Source organism: Hymenobacter citatus (assembly GCF_014333615.1).
Lineage (GTDB): Bacteria > Bacteroidota > Bacteroidia > Cytophagales > Hymenobacteraceae > Hymenobacter > Hymenobacter citatus.
This window is the reverse complement of sequence record NZ_JACSCY010000005.1, coordinates 292,988-313,233: the sequence shown is the minus strand read 5'-3', so window position 1 is coordinate 313,233 and position 20,246 is coordinate 292,988. Positions and strand designations below refer to the sequence as shown.

The window sequence follows — 20,246 nt, the reverse complement described above, 5'->3', positions numbered from 1 at the left end:
TAGGGGGGCGTATCCTAAGATTAAGGGGGAAAGATTCGTCTGGTAGCCTGATGTATAGTGCAAAGGCCGTCATGCTGAGCTTGCCAAGCATCTCGCGTGCTGACATCTGGATTACCGTTGCAACATCAGCACGCGAGATGCTTCGGCAAGCTCAGCATGACGGCCTCCCTATTCGATATGCCTACTCCACGGCAGCCGCTTCCTTGCTCTGGCGGTGTTGCCGGGCGTACTCCGAGGGCGTCACGCTGTAGATCTTCTGGAACATCTTGCGGAAGTACTTGGCATCCTCAATGCCCACCTGAAACGCTACCTCCGACACGCGCATAGTAGTACCAGCCAGCAGTTGGGCGGCGCGCTTCATGCGCACGTCGCGGATGAACTCTACCACCGTTTGGCCCGTGATGCTCTTGATGCGCCGGTAGAACACCGACTGGCTCATGCCTACCTTCCGCACCAGCACCTGCACGTTGAACTCGGCGTCTTCGAGGTGGTCTTCCACTACGCGCATGGCGTTTTCCAAGAACTCGCGGTCGGCGTCGGGAACGGTTATTTCGGTGGGCTCTAGTAAGATGTGGCGCTGGTAGTACTCGTGCAGCTTGCGGCGGTTGCGCAGCAGGGCGTCCGCTTTGGCCAGCAGCAGGGTAGGGTTGAAGGGCTTGCTCATGTAGTCGTCGGCACCCAAGCCCAGGCCTTCTAACTGGTGGGTTTCGGCGGTGCGGGCCGTGAGCAGCAGCAACGGAATATGCGCCGTTTTGGGATGCTGCTTCACGCGTTGGCACAGCTCCAGGCCGTCGGAGTGTGGCATCATCACGTCCGAGATAATCAGGTCAGGGAGGTGTTGCAAGGCCTCGTCCCAGCCTTCCAGACCGTCGGCGGCCGTCAGCACTTCGTACTCGGTCGCGAAAAGCTGTTGCAGATACTGGCGCACTTCGTCGTTGTCTTCCACCACCAGCAGGCGCGGCGGCCCCGTCGGGGCGGCGGGTAGGGCCGCGTACTCCTCTGCTGGTTCTTTGGCTACTTCGAGCACCTCCAACAGCTCTTCCGACTCGGCGGGGGTAGCCAGCGCATCATCTTCCGGCTGAATGTCCTCGGGCTTGAGGTGCTGCTGGCCCAGCGGCAGGCGCAGCTCGAACGTGGTGCCTACCCCCTGGGTGCTGCTCACGGTGAGCTGGCCGCCGTGGCGCTCGGCAAACTGCCGCGCCAGCGACAGGCCAATGCCCGTGCCCGTCATGCGCAACGTGTTGGTGTGCGAGGCCTGGTAGTAGGGGTCGAAAATCCGGCCCAGCTCGCTGGCCTTGATGCCCACGCCCGTATCCGTCACGGTGATTTTCAAGTAGTTGCCCGCCAGTTGGCCCTGGTGGTAGAGGGCCTCGCCGGCAGCATTGCCAATGACGGTGGCGGCCAGCTCTACCCTACCCTTGTTGCGGGTATACTTGAAGGCGTTGGCCAGCAGATTGGTCAGGATGATTTCCAGCTTGCTCCGGTCGAAATACAGCGGCACCGGCTGGGTAGGCACGTCCAGCAGGTAGGTCACGCTGCGCTCCTGGGCTTTCAACTGAAAAACGGAGTAGATATCAGTGAGGAAGCGCACGGCATCGGCGCGCTGGGCACGCAGGGGCACGTGGCCGGTTTCCACCTTCCGGAAGTCCAGTAGCTGATTCACCAGCTCCAGCAGCTTGCGCGTTTGGCGGTGCATCAGCTGCACCTTGCCCCGCAGGTCGGCCACGGGGCCAGCGGCGCGCATGATTTCTTCCATCGGCCCTAGAATGAGGGTGAGCGGGGTGCGCAGCTCGTGGGAGATATTGGTGAAGAAGCCCAGCTTTAAATCGGTCAGCTCCTTCTCCTTTTCAACCTGAAACTGCTCTAGCAGCAGGCGGTTTTTAAGCTGCTGCTGGGCCATTTCCACGCGCCGGAACCAGGCCACCGCGCCCACCGCCGCCACCACGTAGAGCAGGTAGGCCCACCACGTGCGCCACCAGGGCGCCAGCACCTCAAACTGCATGGTGGCGTAGTGCTTCGACCACACGCCCTCGCCGTTGCTGGCCTTCACCTCCAGCGTATAATGGCCCGCGGGTAGGTTGGCAAAGCTGGCTGTGCGCTGCCCCGGCGCGGGGTACACCCAGTCCTCGTTGTAGCCCACCAGGCGGTAGGCGTAGCGGCTCTTTTGGGGATTGGCGTAGTTCAGGGCCACAAACTCCACCAGAAAGTCGTTTTCAGCGTTGCGGATGGTCACGGTTTGCGGCACCGATAGCGCCTGCCGGAGTAGCACGCGGCCATTCACAGTGTCGCCTACGGCTACGGGGCGGTTGGTCACGCGCAGGCCGGTAATCTGCACTGTCGGCGCGTAGGGGTTGGCCTGGATATCAGAGGGTTGGAAGTAGTTGATGCCGTTGATGCCCCCAAAGTAGAGCGTGCCATCCTGGGCGCGCGCCGCCGAGCCTATCTTAAACGCATTGCTTTGTAGGCCGTCGGCCACATCGTAGCGTAGGTATTGGCGGGTGGCGGGCGTGAAGCGGTAAAGGCCGGTGCCGCCTATCCAGAGGTGGCCTGCCTCATCGGCCAGAATGCTCTCTACGTCCTGCTCCGGCAACTGGTCGAAGTAGGAGCGCATGGTTTCATGGCCGGCCGCATCGGTGCGCAGCTGGTGCAGGCCGCCGCCAATGGTACCAATCCACAGAGTGTTTTGCTCGTCCAGCAGCAGCGGCCACGTGTAGTTCACGCGCAGGCTGTTGGGCTTTCCTGGCGCGTACTGGTAGTGTTGCAGCACGCGTAGCGCGCTGGGAGTGGCGCGCAGCTTCAGCAGGCCCGCGTCGCGGGTGCTGGCCCACAGCACGTCGCGCTTGGCATCGTAGAGCAGAAAGGAAAACTGGTTGGTGGGCAGGGCGCTGTTGGTGGTGCGGTAGGTGCCCAGGTACTGGCCGTCAGGGCTGAAGCAGCACAGTCCGTCCGAAAACGTAGCCACCCACACTGTGCCGCGCTTGTCCTGCGTGATGCGCTCAATGGCCGTGTTGCTGAGCGAAAGTCCACTGGGTAGCTTATCGTAGGTGGTCAGCTTTTCCTGGCCGTTTGTCCGGCTAAGCGTGACCAGGCCGTGGCCGCGCGTCCCAAACCAGAGCGTGCCGTTGGTGGTCTGAAAAACTGCCGAAACATCGACCCCGCGGGCGCCACCGCTTTGCTGATCGAGGTAGTTGTGGTAGGTGTGCCGGGCCAGGTCGTAGCTGGCTACCCCGTTGCGGGTGCCAAACCACAAGGTATTGCGTGCCTCCTCCTTATAAATGGCATTGACGTAGTTGTTGGACAGGGCCAGCCGCCCCGTAAGCTGCTGCCGAATGCTGCCAAAGGGTTTCTGGCGCAGGTCTACCTTGTTGAGGCCGCCAGCCGAGGCGCACAGCCACAGCACTTGGTGCTGATCTTCAAAGATTTGGTGCACCCGCTCGGAGTTGATGCTGAATGGCTCCCCGTCCTGCGGCAGAAACAGGGTAGGAGTCTCGGCGCGTAGTGGGGGCGCAAGACCGGTGCGGGCACCTGCTTCCCACACGTGCAGCCCGTAGATAGTGCCCACCCAAAGCCGCCCAAACGAGTCTGAATATACTGATTGAATGACCGGCAGCTCCTGGGGTAGGGGGTGTGTGCTTAGCTCCCGCACGGTGCGCCGGTTGGCGGCACTCACCCAATACACCCGGTGGTCGGTGCCTACCCACAAGTCGCCGTGGCGGTCGAGGTGCAGGGCCCGCACCGATGTGATGGCCCCGGTGGCAGTCTGTGGCTGAAAGCTGGCTAGGGTAGTGCGGATGAAATGGAGCCCCGAGGTTCTGCTGCCTACCCACAGCTTGCCTTCCGCATCAAGTGCCAGGCTGGTGATGTGCAGCAGCACAGGCTGCTGGTGCGTATAAGGCGACAATTGCTGTACTGTCTGCACGCGCCCCTGCTGGTCGAAGGTCAGTACAAACAGACCGGTGCGGTCGGTGCCTACCCATAGGCGTCCCAGCGTATCCGACGCCAGGGCCGTTACGTCGGACTGGGCCAGCAAGCGGGCCTGGGCCTGGTAGGCCGCCGGAATGTGCTGCTCATCGAGCCGAAAAAAGTCGTCCTGATCTGCGTTATATAAACTCAGGCCGGCCCGCTCGGTGCCTACCCATAGGCGCCCCTTAGTTCCCACATGCAGCACCGAAATCCGGTTGCTGGATATGCCGTTGTGCGGGTTCACGGGCAGCGAGTACTGCTTCAGGGTGTAGCCGTCGTAGCGGTTGAGGCCGCGGTTGGTGCCCACCCAAATGAAGCCGGCCCGGTCCTGGGTCACGGCCATACCGTCGCTGTGTGAGAGGCCTTCATTCACAGTCAGGTGCTCGAAACGAAACGCACTGGGCGCGCTCTGCGCCAGCGCCTGATGGCCTCCAGCCAGCGTCAACAAAACCCCCCATCTATACCGGCTGCATACCGCCTTCAGTACCACAAGAAATGGGGCAGAAAGGAATACGAGAATGTCCCGGAGGTGAGTTTGCAAACGATTGCGGTTACCCATTTAGAAAGAAAAAGAAAAGCAGTAAGAGAGCTAAATAAGGATGCAACTGCCTGCTGCAGAACAGGTTATTGTAATTGATTAAGTATATCAATCGATTGTGCGAGGAATGGATGACCAATTTAACCCCTTTTTTCGATTGAATTGTCCCCTACTCTCCTCTAAAGCTCCTTCTACATTTGGCTAGTTCCCAACACCACGGAGGTAGTTGCCGGAAGCAGCGCTTACCTACCACCAAGGAGGCGCCCGCAAACGGATAGGTTGGCCTGCACTGAGCAACATCCTTCCCTGCCCCGCCCCGACAACAACGCCTACTTACAGAAGACTTTTTGGAAAAATTTTACATCTCCCACCTTGCTCCGGCCTTTGCCGGACGCAAAATCCCTTCACTTCTATGAGAGTAAAACCGTTACTCTTATGCGGGACGCTTGTACCCCTGCAAGTAGCCCTCGCCGCACCCGCTGCGCGCAGCCACCCCGGAGCACCAGTGCGCCCCACCACGGAGGCGGTAGCCCCCGTCGACCAGACCATTACCGGCCGCGTAACCGACGACCAGGGCCAGCCCCTGCCCGGCGCCACGGTGGTGGTGAAAGGTACCACCATCGGCACGGGCACCGACGCCGACGGCCGCTTCTCGCTGGTAGTGCCCACGGCCAACCAAGGCGGTACGCTGCTGATTTCGTCTATCGGCTTCACCTCGCAGGAGTTTCCGCTGGGTAGTCGCACCACCTTTGATGTGCGAATGGTAACGGATACCAAGGCCCTGGAGGAAGTGGTGGTAGTGGGCTACGGCACCCAGAAGCGCTCCGACGTGACGGGCTCGGTGGTATCGGTGCCGCAGGACCGCTTGGAGAAGATTCCGGTATCCAACGTGGCGCAGGCACTGGCCGGCTCGGTGGCGGGCGTGAACATTGTGACCAGCTCGGCGGTGCCGGGCGCGCAGCCCAACATTCAGATTCGGGGGGTACGCTCCATCACGGCCAGTACCTCGCCCTACATTGTAGTGGACGGGCTGCCATTTCCGGGTAACCTCAACGACATCAATACCAACGATATAGCCTCTATTGAGGTGCTGAAAGACGCCAGCTCCACGGCCATCTACGGTACGCGCGGCTCCAACGGCGTTATCCTGATTACCACCAGGCGCGGCAAAACCGGCAAGCCCGAGATTCGCTACAACGGCTACGCGGGGCCCGAGTTTTTCATTCAAAACCTGAACCCACTCTCCCCGGAAGCATACGCGCAGAAGTATCAGGACTTTGCCGTTCAGCGCGGCTTTACGCCTACCCAGCCCCTACCCAACTCGGCGGAGGTAGTGAACTTACAAGCCGGCCGCACGGTGGACTGGATGAAGGAAATCAAGCAGACCGGCGTGATTCAGGACCACAACCTGTCGATTTCGGGCGGTACCGACGACGTGAAGTATTTCGTGTCGGGGGAGTATTTCAAGCAGCGCGGCACGCTCAAAGGCTTTCAGTTTCAGCGCGTGAGCCTGCGCACCAACATCGACGCCAACCTGACGCCGTGGCTGCGGGTGGGTACCTCGTCGTTCTTCTCCACCAACAACGACAACGGCGGCCGCGCCGACCTCACGCTGGCCCAAGTAACCAGCCCCTACGGCAACCTCTACAACCCCGACGGCAGCACCTACGCCATCTACCCCCAGCTGCCGGAATTGCTGATCAAAAACCCCCTGCTGGCTCTGAATACCACCCGCGAAAGCGTGGTGAACCAGCTCACGGGCACGGGCTACGCCGAAGTGGCGCCCACCTTCGCGCCAGGACTGAAGTACCGCCTGAATGCCACCTACTCTTTCCGCCCCTACCGCTATGCCTACTACGAGGGTAGGGATTTTGGTAACCTCAACGGCTACGCGCAGCTGCTGAATGATGAGCGCCGCAACTACACCATTGAGAATATTCTGAGCTATGCCCGCGACTTTGGCAAGCACCACGTGGACGTGACGGCTCTGTACAGCTCCCAGCAGAACACCTACTTTACCACCACCGAAAACGCCAACGGCTTCATCAACGACAACATCGGCTTCAATGGCATCGGCGGCGGCTCCTTGCCGCCTACTATCAGTTCCTACAGCGAGCGGCGGGCATTGCTCTCGCAGATGGGCCGCATCAACTACAACTACGACAGCCGCTACCTGCTCACGGTAACGGCCCGCCGCGACGGCTCCACGGTGTTTGGGGCCAATACCGACAAATACGGCGTATTCCCTTCCATCGCCCTGGGCTGGAACATCGCCAACGAAGCCTTCTTGCAGGATAATTCTCTGGTGAGCCAGCTGAAACTGCGCTTCTCGTACGGTACCACCGGCAACGAGGCCATCGGCCCATACGGTACCATCACGGGCCTGTCGCAGCTACAATATGCTTATAATGGAGTGACGACGGTAGGCCTGCGTCCTAATATCATCGGCAATGCTGATTTGAAGTGGGAGCGCACCTCTAGCGTCAACTACGCCGTGGACTTTGGGGTGCTGAAAAACCGCGTTACGGGCTCGGTGGAATACTACGATGCCAAGACCAACGACTTGCTGCTGAACCGCCAGCTACCCATTATCACAGGTTACGGTTCTATTCTAGCTAACGTGGGCTCGGTGCGCAACCAAGGCGTGGATGTGGCCCTGGCCACCAGGAATATCGATAAGTCTGATTTCGGCTGGGAAACCAATCTGAACTTCTCCGTGGTGCGCAACCGCGTGCTGCAAATCTACGGCACGGGCGGCGACGATATCGGCAGCAACCTGTTCATTGGCAAGGCGCTCAACGGTATCTACACCTACGAGAAAGAAGGCGTGTGGCAGGTAGGCGAAGACCCCAGCCGGCAAGATGCCTCCGCTAAGCCCGGCGACCTGAAGTTTCGGGACGTGAACGGCGACGGCAAGATTGACAGCAACGACCGCACCTACCAGGGAAGCACCATCCCCGAGTGGCAGGGCGGCATCACCAATACCTTCCGATACAAGGGGCTGAGCCTGCGCGTGTTCTTCCAAACGGTGCAAGGCGTGCTGCGCAACAACGGCAACCTGAACTTTGTGGACCTGGGTGGCCGCATCAACACCTCCCAGGAAATTGGCTACTGGACGGCGGCAAACATGAGCCAGGACCGCCCCGGCCTTAACTACAACAACCCCCGCGGCTATAGCTACCCCAGCGACGCCAGCTTCACCCGTCTCAAAGACGTGACGCTGAACTACAACTTCCCCTCCTCGCTGGCCGAGCGCCTGCACATGGGCAATCTGTCGGTATATCTGAGCGGCCGCAACCTCTACACCTGGACCGACTGGGTAGGCTGGGACCCCGAGCAGAGCTACACCGTGGGCAACGGCACCGGCAACGGCGGCACCAACTACCCCAACGTGCGCACCGTGGTATTCGGCCTGAACATCGGCCTGCGGTAGAAACAGTAGCTGATAGCTATTAGCTGCTAGCTGATAGCTTTTTATTGAACAACAGCTAGCAGCTAACAGCCATTAGCTAACAGCTTAAAAAAAATTTGATATGAAACGTTTTACGTTAGCTTGCCTTGGGCTGCTGAGCGCGATGCAACTGCTCAGCTCCTGCGAAAAAGAATACCTGGACGAGAACCCGCCCTCACTCTATACGCCCCAAACCGTACTGGTCGACTCGCTGGGCTTTGAGGCCGCTATGGCCGGCCTGCAATCCGTGGTGCGCGAGCAGTACACGTCCGCCGGGCGGCAAGGCCTGCTCGGCATCATGCAGGAAGGCACCGACGTGGCCATTCCGGGGCAGGTAGAGGGCGTAGAAGTCCCCTACTACAACTATACCCAGCTGAACTCGCAGGATGCGGGCGCCAGCTTCTACTGGAGCTGGGCCTACCGCACCATCAACAACGCCAACCAGATTATTGCCGGGGCTGAGGCCGCACCGGCCTCGCTGCGCCAGGGCTACAAAAACCGGATTTCGGCGGAGGCGCGCTTCTTCCGGGCCTATGCCTACGACTTTCTGGCTACGCTCTTCGGCGACGTGCCCCTGGTAAAGGAGCCCGTGACCTCGCCCCGCACCGACTTCACACGCACGCCCATTGCCGAGGTCAATGACTTTATTGTGAACGATTTGAACACGGCCATTCCCAATATGTTTGATGCGAATAAAGCCGTGTCGGGCCGGATTACGCGGGGGGCAGCCCAGCACTTGCTGGGCCAGGTATACCTGCGCATGAACAAGCCCGCCGAGGCCGAAAAGGTACTGCAAACGCTCATCAGCAGCGGCACCTACAAGCTGATTACGGCCCGCTACGGCGTGCGCACCAACCAGCCCGGCGACTACTTCTCCGACATGTTTATTGTGGGCAACCAGCGCCGCAACCAAGGCAACACGGAAATCATCTGGGGCATAGAACAGCAGCTGAACGTGCCGGGTGCGCAGACCGATGCCCAGCAGCGCCGCATGTGGGTGCCCGGCTACTACAACATCAAAGGGATGGTCATTGCCGACTCGCTGGGTGGCCGCGGCATCGGGCGCATGCGTCTCAGCAACTGGGTGGATTACCGCCTGTATCCCAAAGACGAGAGTGCGGATATGCGCAACTCGAAATACAACCTCAAGCGTCGCTTCTACTACAACGACCCCGCTCAGACAGCTTTGTATCGCCAGCGTGTAACGGGCCTGAAGGGAACCGACACCATCTACTACATCACGCCCTACACCACCAAGTGGAACCAGTATAATCCCGCCGACCCCTTCGGCTACGGTACCATCAAGGACCTACCCATGATGCGCCTGGGCGAAACCTACCTGCTGCTGGCCGAGGCTCAGATGAAGCAAGGCAACACGGCCGGCGCCGCTACCAGCATCAATGTGCTGCGCACCCGTGCCAAAGCCCCTCAGGTAACGGCCAGCCAGATGGATCTGAACTTCATCCTGGATGAGCGCGCCCGCGAGCTGATTGGCGAGGAGCAGCGCCGCATTACGCTGGTGCGCACCGGCACGCTGGTAGAGCGCACGCTCCGCCTGAACGGCGCCTCCGTGACGGGCCTGACGGCTCAGAAGGCGCTGATGCCCATTCCGCAGTCGGAAATAGACCGGAACACCAGCGCTACGCTGACGCAGAATCCTGGCTACTAACCACATCCCTGTCATGAGGTATACGGCCGGCTGCCGGCGCAGCCGGCCGTATGCTTTTACGCGTATGCAAAGAGTATTTCTTGTTTTAGCAGGCCTCGGGCTGAGTGTTGGGACGACCCTAGCGAAACTCCCCGCTACCCTCAGCAACGCCCCAAAGACGAAAAGCACTGCTTTCCGCCCCGGCGAGCTGTGGTACGACACCGACGGCAACCTCATCAATGCCCACGGCGGGGGCCTATTGCAGGTAGGGAATACCTATTATTGGTACGGTGAGAAGCGCGCCCAGCACCAGGAAGAAGGCGTGAACGTGTACTCTTCCAAAGACCTGTATAACTGGAAGTACGAAGGCGTGGCCCTACCCCCCAGCCAGGATGCGCAGAGCGACATTGCGGCCGGCTGCCTGATGGAGCGGCCCAAGGTCATCTACAACAAGAAGACCGGCAAGTACGTGATGTGGTTTCACCTGGAGCTGAAGGGCCAGGGCTACAAGGCCGCCCGCGCCGGTGTGGCCGTGGCCGATAAGCCCACAGGCCCATTCAAGTACGTGAACAGCTTCCGGCCTAACGGCAACATGTCGCGCGATATGGGTCTGTTTGTGGACGACGACGGCACTGCCTACCACGTCTACTCGGCCCGCGAAAACTACGACCTGCGCCTGGCCCGCCTCTCGGCTGACTACCTCACCGCTACCCCCCAGGACTCGTTGCTGTTTAGTAAGCACCAGGAAGCGCCGGCCCTGTTCAAAACCGGCGGCAAGTACTACCTCATCACCTCAGGCTGCACCGGCTGGGACCCCAACCAAGCCTCTTTGCACGTAGCCGACCACCCGTTCGGCCCCTGGAAACCCCTGGGCGACCCCATGACCGGCCCCAACGCCAAGCTCACTTTTGGTGGGCAGTCGACCTACGTGCTGCCGGTGGCGGGCAAGAAAGACGCCTTCATCTTCATGGCCGACCGTTGGAATCCCAAAGACCTGAAAGACAGTCGCTATCTGTGGCTGCCGGTGCAGTTCAAAGACGGCCAACCTACCATTGGTTGGCTGGACCACTGGAGCCTCAATTTCTTCAACAAACCCTCTGCTAGACCTCTGTAAGCTGTGCTGAATCAGACACTTGTGCGGGCGCTGCTACTGAGCGGCCTTAGCCTTACTACCCTCGCCGCCACGCAGGCGCAAACCAAACCTGCAACCAAAACCGCCGCTGCCCCCGCGGCCGCCAAACACACCTTTGCGCTGGGCGACGAGCACTTTTTGCTCGACGGTAAGCCATTCCAGATGATTTCGGGGGAGATACACTACCCCCGCGTGCCGCGCGAGGCCTGGCGCCAGCGCATGCGCATGGCCAAGGCCATGGGCCTGAACACCATCGGCACCTATGTGTTCTGGAATGCGCACGAGCCGGAGCCCGGCAAGTACGACTTCAGCGGCAACCACGACGTGGCCGCTTTCGTGAAAATGGCCCAGGAAGAAGGCCTGTGGGTGGTGCTGCGGCCCAGCCCCTACGTGTGCGCCGAGTGGGAGTTTGGCGGCTACCCCTACTGGCTGCAAAACGTGCCCGGCCTGAAGGTGCGCAGCCAGGAGCCGCAGTACGTGGCCGCCTACAAGCGCTACCTCAACGCCGTGGCCAAGCAGCTGACGCCCTTGCAAGTAAACCACGGCGGCCCGGTGCTGATGGTGCAGGTGGAAAACGAATACGGCTCCTACGGCGCCGACAAGGAGTACCTGGCCCAAAACCAGAAGCTGTTCCGAGAGGCCGGCTTCGATGGGCTGCTGTACACCTGCGACCCGGCCGCTGACGTGGCCAACGGCCACCTGCCCGGCCTGCTACCCGCCGTGAACGGCCTCGACAAGCCCGACCAGGTGAAGAAAATTGTGCGCGACAACCACGCTGGCAAAGGACCCTACTACATTGCCGAGTGGTACCCCGCGTGGTTCGATTGGTGGGGCGCACCGCACCACACCGTGCCCGCCGAGAAATACGCTGGTCGCCTCGACTCGGTGCTGGCCGCCGGCGTGAGCATCAACATGTACATGTTTCACGGGGGTACTACCCGCGGCTTCATGAACGGGGCCAACTACAAGGGCGAAGGCACCCGCTACGAACCCCAGATCAGCAGCTACGACTACGATGCGCCCCTGGACGAGGCCGGCAATGCTACGCCTAAGTTTATGGCGTTTCGGCAGGCTATTGAGAAGCACCTACCCGCGGGTACTAAGCTGCCTGCCGTGCCTGCGGCCAAGCCCACTACCCGCATTCCGGTTGTTAGTCTGAGCCAGACTACCCCGCTGCTGAGCGTGTTGCCCAAGGCCGTGACCAGCGCCAAACCCCAGACGTTTGAAGACCTGCACCAACCCTACGGCTTCGTGCTCTACCGTACCCAGGTGCCGGGCGGCCGCACGGGCGTACTCAGCCTGACGGAATTGCGCGACTACGCCGTGGTGCTGGTGAACGGCCAGCGCGTGGCCGTGCTGGACCGCCGCAAGGGCGAGCACCAGGAGGCCACCATCACCCTACCCGCTGGCACCGTTACGCTGGATATTCTGGTGGAAAACCTGGGCCGCATCAACTTCGGCGCCTACCTGTTGCAGAACCGCAAGGGCATCACGGAGAAGGTGACGTTTGCGGGCAAAGAGTTGACCGGCTGGCAGCATTTCCCGTTGCCGTTTGATGACATTTCGAAGGTGCCAGCCACCAAACCCGGCAATGCCGCTACCGGCAACGGCCCCGTACTGCGGCGCGGCTCCTTCACGCTCACTACCCCCGCCGATACCTACCTCGACATGAGCCCTTGGGGCAAAGGCAGTGTGTGGCTGAACGGCCACCACCTGGGGCGTTACTGGGAAGCCGGCCCCCAGCAAACCATCTACGCGCCCGCCGAGTGGCTGAAAAAAGGGCGCAATGAGGTGGTAGTGCTAGAGCTGCTGAAACCTGAGCAAGACCAGCTCGACGGCCTCGAAAAACCTATCCTGAACGTGCTGAAGCCGGAAGGCGAAGCCCGCAAGCCCAACTAACCCGTGCCCATTCCCACCCAACGCGCTTTCTTTCCTCCTCTCATTCCTGCAACCATCCGTCGCACTGCCCTTATGGGCCTGCTGGGGGTAGGCGGGTGGCTAGCGCCTACCCCTGGGGTGGCCCAGACCACCTCGCCTGCCTACTTCGATACGCACGTGGCGCCGGCGCCTACCAAGCTGCTGCCGTTTGAGGTGAAGCAGCCCGACAAGCGCCTCAGCCCCTTCACCGGCATGACGCGTCGGCACTGGCAGGATGCCGCCCGCTACCTGCTCAGCGGCGCGTTCAGCTACGTGCACAAGCTCGACGACCCCATGCAGTTTCCGAAGGAGCCGGGCAAGAGCTACCCCCGCAACGAGGGCCAAGTGCCCACCGAGAAGCTGGAGGGCCTATGCCGCACTCTGTTTATGGCTGCGCCGCTGCTGAAAGAAGAGCCGGGTCTCACGCTCAATGGCGTGAAGGTAGCCGACTACTACCGTCACCAGCTCGGGTTGCTCGTCGACCCGAAAAGCCCCAGCTACATTCAACCCCGCGCCAAAAACGGCGGACCCAGCCAGATTCTGGTGGAGTTTGGGGGGCTGGGTGTGGCCCTGTTTGCCGCCCCCGAGGTACTGTGGGACCCGATGCCCCAGGCTACTAAAGATGCCCTGGCCGCCACCATGCTCAGCTACGGCGACGGCCCCACGGTGCCCCAAAACTGGCGCTACTTCAACATCTTCATCCTCAGCTTTTTCGAGAGCCGCGGCTACCAGGTCAACAAGAAGCTGCTGGAAGAATACCTGCAAAAGCAACTCACCCACTACGACGGCCAGGGCTGGTATAACGACGCGCCTACCTACGACTACTACAGCATGTGGGCGTTTCAGATGTACGGCCGGCTGTGGAGCGAGTACTACGGCCGCCAGCGCTACCCCGAGGTGGCCCGGCAGCTCAACGAGAACTTCGCCCCACTCAAAGACACCTACCCCTACCAGTTTGGGCGCGATGGGCACCTGATTATGTGGGGCCGCAGCATCACCTACCGCTTTGCGGCGGTGGTGCCCTTTCCGCTGATGGGCCTGCGCCCGGCCGCCAATACCAACTTTGGGTGGATGCGGCGCATTGCTTCGGGCGCCATGCTGCAATTTCTGCAACACCCCGATTTTTTAGAAGATAACGTGCCCACGCTAGGCTTCTACGGGTCCTTTGAGCCGGCCGTGCAGCCGTATAGCTGCCGGGGCAGCGTGTACTGGATGGCCAAGGCCTTCCTGGGCCTGCTGGTGCCCGCCGACTCGCCCTTCTGGACCGCCACCGAGAACGAAGGCGCCTGGGCTACCCCAGCCCTAGCCAATGGCACGGTGTTCAACAAGTTTGAGCCCGGCCCTAATATTCTGGTAACGGATTACCCTAACGTGGGCGCGGCTGAGCTGCGCGCCCCCTGCCACCAGGATAGCTCTGACCCCTACCGCGGCGACGAGAACTACAACCGCCTGAGCTACAACAGCGCCTTCCCCTGGCAGGCCGATGGCCCCAACGGCGAAGTGGCCATGAACTACGTGTTCAAAAACAAGGAAAATAAGTGGGAGCCCCTGCGCCTCTACACCTTCAAGAAATTCGAGGATGGCGTGTATTACCGCGACGCCGTGCTGCAATCCAACAAAGACGTGCAGCTGCACTTGGCCGAAATGCCCCTGCCCAACGGCATTCTGCGGGTAGACGTGGGGCAGAGCCCCACGGCCACCGACCTGCACCTAGGGCACTACGCCCTACCCCAGCTCGCGGGCACCATCCGGCGCAGCACGCGCAAGGTAGGGCGCTACACGGCCCACATCATCGACAATGGCACCTACCAGCTGGCGATAGTGCCGCTCAGTGGGTGGTCGGAGACGCAGGCGGTGGACGCCACCGGGCTGCACCCGGCCGCCGCCCACAGCACCGTGCTCAACGCCGTGGGCACCACCTCGCCTGATAATCACCCCGTGGTGTTCGGCACGTTGCTGCTGTGGAAGAAGTCGGGACAGAAATGGACCGCGAAGGAACTGCTACCCGTGAAAAACATCCACTACGCGGCCCCGGCCGGTACCATCACCCTGACCATGGCAACTGGTCAGCAAAAGACTATACAGCCTTGATACACAACTGATACTATTCCGCATAACGCGCGGCGTTCCTACTGATTAGGTGCTTGAGCATGGCTGTATATTAGGGAAGCAGCCACGCCTACTGATAGCACCCCATTATAGACAGCCTACCCCATGGCCGTGGGAATCTGTGGGGTAGGTGGGGCGCCGCGCGTTCGGAATAGCATATCGAACCTCCTAAACGGCGTAGAGACGCAACCTTGCGTCTCGTCGTTGAACGACATCGGCCACGCGGCGCGGACGACAAGACGCAAGGTTGCGTCTCTACACACCGCTTTACACGAACTACTACTCTGACATACACTCAACCTATCTTTCTTTTGACTACATCCACTCTACGCCCTCTGTTTTCGGCGGCGCTCGGCCTGTTGCTGGTGCCCGCTGCCCACGCCCAGCAATACCAAAAAACCGCCACCGGCCTGCAACTGTCTACCGACTCACTCACGGTGCAGGTGCAGTTCTACAGCCCCGACATTGTGCGGGTAGTGAAGTTTCCGAAGGGTAAAGAAATTGAACCCAAGAGCCTAGCTGTGGTGCAGACGCCCGCGCCGGGCAAGCTGAAATACGCGAGCAAAAACGGCCTCATCAGCCTGAGCAGCCCTAGCACCGAGGTGCGCATCGACCCCAAAACCGGGCAGGTGTACTTCCTCACGGCCAAAAATCAGCCGCTGATCAGCGAAAAGGCCAACGGTTCGCGCTTTACGGCCAAGCAGGATCTGGGCACGGCTACCTACCGCGTGCGGCAGCTGTTTCAGCTGGCGCCCAATGAGGCGGTGTACGGGCTGGGCCAGCACCAGGATGGGCACCTCAACTACCGGGGGCAAAAGGTACTGCTGAAGCAGCGCAATCTGGAAATTGCCGTGCCGGTGCTGCACTCGGGCAAGGGCTACGGCCTGTTCTGGGACAATTACTCCACCACGCAATTCACTGATAGCGAGCAAGGTGCGATGTTCGATTCAGAGGTAGGCGACTGTGCCGATTACTACCTGCTGAACGGCAACGGCACGGCCGATGGAGTGGTGGCCCAATACCGCAGCCTCACCGGGCAGGCCCCCCTGTTTCCGCGCTGGACGCTGGGCTTCTGGCAAAGCAAGGAGCGCTACCGCAGCCAGGACGAGACGGTGGGCGTGGTGAAGAAATACCGCGCCCTAAGCGTACCCCTCGATGGCATTGTGCAGGACTGGCAGTATTGGGGCGAAAACAACGATTACTGGAACTCTACGGAGTTTGGCAACCCGCGCTTCCCCAACCCGCAGGGCATGGTAGATGAGGTGCACGCGCTGCATGCCCACCAGATTATTTCGGTGTGGCCCTCGTTCGGCAAAAAGACCAAGATCTACCAAGAGCTGGCCGCTAAGGACATGCTCTTCGACTTCATCACCTGGCCCAAAACGCCCCACGTGAAGGTCTACGACGCCTTTGACCCCGAAGCCCGCGACATCTACTGGAGCTACCTGAATAAGAACATCTTCCGCCTGGGGATGGATGGCTGGTGGCTGGATGCCACCGAGCCCGACCAGCTCCAGCCCTTCGACACCGACGACGACAACGAAACCGCCCTGGGCAGCTTCCGGCGGGTGCGCAACGCCTACCCCCTCGTGAGCACCACGGGCGTGTACCAGCACCAGCGCGCCGCCAGTGAGGCTAAGCGCGTGTTTATCCTTACGCGCTCGGCCTTTGCCGGGCAGCAGCGCAACGCCACCATGGTGTGGTCGGGCGACGTGAACTCGCGCTGGGACGTGCTGGCCAAGCAGATACCGGCCGCCCTCAACCTAAGCCTGGCCGGTTTCCCGTACTGGAACAGCGACATCGGCGGCTTCTTCCCCTCCGGCGACTACCCCAAGGGCGTGCAGGACCCGGCGTTTCAGGAGCTGTTTACGCGCTGGCAGCAGTTTGCGGCCCTCACGCCCATGATGCGCGCCCACGGTGAGTACACGCCCCGCGAGATTTATCAGTTTGGCGAGAAAGGCAGCTGGGCGTTTGATGCGCAGAAGAAGTTTATCGACCTGCGCTACCGCCTGCAACCCTACCTCTACGCCAACGCCTGGGGCGTAACCAGCCGCGCCGGCACCCTCATGCGGGCCCTGCTGATGGACTTCCCCACCGACCCGAAGGTGACGGACCTGAGCTCGGAGTACATGTTTGGCCCGGCCTTGCTGGTGCGCCCCGTCACGGAGGCGCAGTACGTGAAGCGGCCCGATAGAAACCAGCCCATACCGCCCGATTTCTCCCAAACGAAATCAACCGAAGTATACCTGCCGGCCGGCACCAGCTGGGTGGATTTCTGGACGGGCAAGCGCCACCGCGGCGGGCAAACCGTGCAGCGCGCCACCCCCATCGACCTGATGCCGCTCTACGTGCGTGCCGGCGCCGTGCTGCCCCTGGGGCCGCTGCAACAGTACACCGGCGAGAAGCCCGATGCGCCGCTGGAAATCCGCGTGTATCCCGGTGCTGATGGCGAGTTTACGCTCTACGAGGACGAAAACGACAACTACAACTACGAGAAAGGCGCCTACGCCACCACCCGCCTGCGCTGGAACGACAAGGCCCGCCAGCTGACAGTAGAAAACCGCGCTGGTTCGTTTCCGGGTATGCAACAGGAGCGCACGTTTCGAGTAGTACTGGTGGATGAGCAGCACGGCACTGGGGTAGGTGAGGGCACCGAGCCCGCCAAAGAAGTGCGCTACGTGGGTAAGAAGCTAACGGTGAAGCTATAACTTGCCAAGCGCCCCTTGGGGCTTTGCGTGGGGGGAGGCGAAAGCGCTGCCTGAACCGGCCCCTCGCGCAGCTGCTCTTTACCTGTTCTGCTTGCTGCTCTTTCGATGAAGTATTTCCTGTGTCTGCTATTTCTGTGGGGGCTGCTGACGGTACCCGCCTGTGCTACTACCCGCGCCGTACGCGGCCAAGCGGGCCACTGCCTCCGTGTCAGCCCGGCCGCTAAGGCGCGCCAGTGGGACGCTGCCGACCTGAAGCTGTGGTACAACAAACCCGCCACGGAGTGGGTGGAAGCCCTGCCAGTCGGCAACGGTCGGGTAGGGGCCATGGTGTTTGGTGGGGTAGAGAAAGAGCTGATTCAGCTGAACGAAAGCACTTTGTACAGCGGCGGCCCCGTGCCGGCCAGCGTCAACCCGCAGGCGGCCGCCTACCTGCCGCAGGTGCGCGAGGCGCTGCTGCGCGAGCAAGATTACGGCAAAGCCGACGAGCTGGTGCGGCACATGCAGGGCCTGTACACCGAATCGTACCTGCCGCTGGGCGACCTGATGTTGCAGCAGGACCTGGGCGCGGCCGCCCCCACCGCCTACCGCCGGGAGCTGGAGTTGCCCACGGCCACCACTACCACGCGCTTCACCGTGGGCGGGGTAGAATACACCCGCGAGGTACTGGCCTCGGCCCCAAGCAACGTGCTGCTGGTGCGCCTGCGGGCCAGCCGGTCCCACGCCCTCACGCTGGATGTGGCGGCCAGCAGTCCGCTGCGGCATACCTGGACCGTGGAGCAGGGCAAAGAGCTGGTAGTGAGTGGCAAATCCCCCGCCCACGTCGACCCCAACTACTACAACCCAAAGGACCGGGAGCACATCGTGTACGACGATACCAGCGGCTGCCGGGGCATGCGGTTTCAATACCGCGTGCGGGCGGTGGCGCCGGGCGGGCGCGTGTCGGCTGGGCCCCAGGGGCTGCACATTGAACAAGCCAACGAGGTAGTGCTGTACGTGGTGGCCGCCACCAGCTTCAACGGCTTCGACAAGTGCCCCGACCGGGACGGCCGCGACGAAAAAGCCCTGGCAACTGCGGCCATGCAGCAGGTGGCGGGCCAGTCGTTCGACGCGTTGCGGAAGGCCCACGTGGCCGACGTGCAGCGCTACCTGGGCCGCGTGGCGCTGGTGGTGGCCGATACCACCGGGCGCCCCGCCCCGGCCCTACCCACCGACGAGCGGCTGCAAGCCTACGCGGGAGGTGCTTACGATCCGGCCCTGGAAACGCTGTACTTCCAGTACGGGCGCTACCTGCTGCTGTCGTCCTCGCGGCCGGGCGGGCCGCCGGCCAACCTGCAAGGCATCTGGAACCGGGAGGTGCGCCCGCCCTGGAGCTCCAACTACACCATCAACATCAACACCCAGATGAACTACTGGCCCGCTGAGGTGACCAACCTGAGCGAGCTGCACGAACCGCTGCTGCGCTGGCTGCACGATCTGGCCAAGGGCGGCACCCACACGGCCCGCGAGTTTTACAACGCCCGCGGCTGGGTGGCGCACCACAACTCCGACATTTGGGCCACCACCAGCCCCGTGGGCGACGTAGGCCACGGCGACCCGGTGTGGGCCAACTGGGCCATAGGCGGCAACTGGCTGAGCCAGCACCTGTGGGAGCACTACGCCTTCACCCAAGACAAGCGCTACCTGGCCGAAGAGGCCTACCCCCTGATGAAGGAAGCCGCCCTGTTCAGCCTCGATTGGCTGGTGGAAGGCCCGGAAGGATACCTCGTGACGGCCCCCTCTACTTCCCCCGAAAACCAGTTCAAAGACCAGAACGGCAAGCCGCAGAGCGTGTCGGTGGCTACTACCATGGATATGGCCATCATCTGGGACTTGTTTACCAACGTCATTGAGGCCTCGCAGGTGCTGGGGGTAGATGCCGAGCTGCGCGCCCAGCTGCTGGCCAGCCGGGCGCGGCTGTACCCGCCGCGCGTGGGCACGCAGGGCCAGCTGCTGGAGTGGTACCGGGACTTCCCCGAAACCGACCCGCACCACCGCCACGTGTCGCACCTGTTTGGGCTGCACCCCGGCCGGCAGCTGTCGGAAGCCCAAACGCCCGAGCTGTTCCAAGCGGCCCGCAAAACGCTGGAGCTCCGTGGCGACGAGGGCACGGGCTGGAGCAAGGCCTGGAAAATCAACTGGTGGGCCCGCCTGCGCGACGGCGACCATGCCTACGCGCTCATTCGGCAGCTGCTGCGCTACATGCCCGCCAAGGGTAGGGGCGCGGGCGGCACCTACCCCAACCTGTTCGATGCCCACCCGCCCTTTCAGATTGACGGCAACTTTGCGGGCACGGCGGGCATGGCCGAGATGCTGCTGCAAAGCCACCTGGGCGAGGTGGAGCTACTGCCGGCCCTACCCTCGGCCTGGAACACCGGCCACGTGCGGGGGCTGCGCGCCCGCGGCGGCTTCGAGGTGGGCATGACCTGGCAGCATGGTCGGCTGCAAACCGCCAGCCTCACGGCCCTGGCCGGGGGGCGGTGCGTGGTGCGGGCCGCCCGGCCCTTCCGCATCAAAGGCGTGCGGGCCACGCCTACGCAGGATGCCCGCGGCTACGTGCTCCGCTTTGAAACCAAAAAAGGCCGCACCTATCAGCTTACGGCCGGGTAGGGCGGGCCGTGCGGGCCCGCAATAGCGGCAGAACGGTCAAAGAAGGGGGGCAAATTTGCTTTTGCGCGGCCCGCGCTGGCTTTGCTCCTGGAATTTGACTCTTTTGCGTAGCTCCCACTTCGACACTCTTCTTT

General features: G+C 61.8%; 8 protein-coding genes. 7 read left to right on the top strand and 1 reads right to left on the bottom strand.

The genetic code is table 11. The features are described from left to right. Positions 1 to 181: 181 nt before the first annotated feature. A complete protein-coding gene (locus tag H8B15_RS09385; protein ID WP_187319412.1) occupies positions 182 to 4,408 on the bottom strand; it encodes a hybrid sensor histidine kinase/response regulator transcription factor in 4,227 nt (1,408 codons plus the stop codon). Between the two features lie 505 nt (positions 4,409 to 4,913). Here H8B15_RS09385 and H8B15_RS09380 point away from each other — a divergent pair. The 7 genes from H8B15_RS09380 to H8B15_RS09350 all read left to right on the top strand — a co-directional run bounded on the left by H8B15_RS09380 (position 4,914) and on the right by H8B15_RS09350 (position 20,112). Continuing rightward, positions 4,914 to 7,934 carry a SusC/RagA family TonB-linked outer membrane protein gene (locus H8B15_RS09380; protein WP_187319411.1) on the top strand — a complete coding sequence of 1,007 codons (3,021 nt, stop codon included), beginning with the start codon at positions 4,914 to 4,916 and terminating at the stop codon, positions 7,932 to 7,934. Between the two features lie 100 nt (positions 7,935 to 8,034). Then, positions 8,035 to 9,621, top strand: coding sequence for a RagB/SusD family nutrient uptake outer membrane protein (locus tag H8B15_RS09375; protein ID WP_187319410.1), 1,587 nt, complete (start codon positions 8,035 to 8,037; stop codon positions 9,619 to 9,621). A 64-nt stretch (positions 9,622 to 9,685) separates the two neighbouring features. Continuing rightward, positions 9,686 to 10,714, top strand: a complete 1,029-nt coding sequence (locus H8B15_RS09370; protein ID WP_187319409.1) for a glycoside hydrolase family 43 protein — start codon at positions 9,686 to 9,688, stop codon at positions 10,712 to 10,714. Between the two features lie 3 nt (positions 10,715 to 10,717). Next, the gene (locus H8B15_RS09365; protein ID WP_216859119.1) at positions 10,718 to 12,631 is read left to right on the top strand and encodes a glycoside hydrolase family 35 protein; all 1,914 of its coding nucleotides are present in this window, start codon (positions 10,718 to 10,720) and stop codon (positions 12,629 to 12,631) included. A 3-nt stretch (positions 12,632 to 12,634) separates the two neighbouring features. Next, a complete protein-coding gene (locus H8B15_RS09360) occupies positions 12,635 to 14,740 on the top strand; it encodes a DUF2264 domain-containing protein (RefSeq protein WP_216859118.1) in 2,106 nt (701 codons plus the stop codon). A 329-nt stretch (positions 14,741 to 15,069) separates the two neighbouring features. Continuing rightward, positions 15,070 to 17,466: a glycoside hydrolase family 31 protein gene (locus H8B15_RS09355; RefSeq protein ID WP_216859117.1), complete on the top strand. Its 2,397-nt coding sequence runs from the start codon at positions 15,070 to 15,072 to the stop codon at positions 17,464 to 17,466. A gap of 105 nt (positions 17,467 to 17,571) precedes the next feature. Beyond that, positions 17,572 to 20,112 carry a glycoside hydrolase family 95 protein gene (locus H8B15_RS09350; protein ID WP_187319408.1) on the top strand — a complete coding sequence of 847 codons (2,541 nt, stop codon included), beginning with the start codon at positions 17,572 to 17,574 and terminating at the stop codon, positions 20,110 to 20,112. The last annotated feature ends 134 nt before the right edge of the window (positions 20,113 to 20,246 follow it).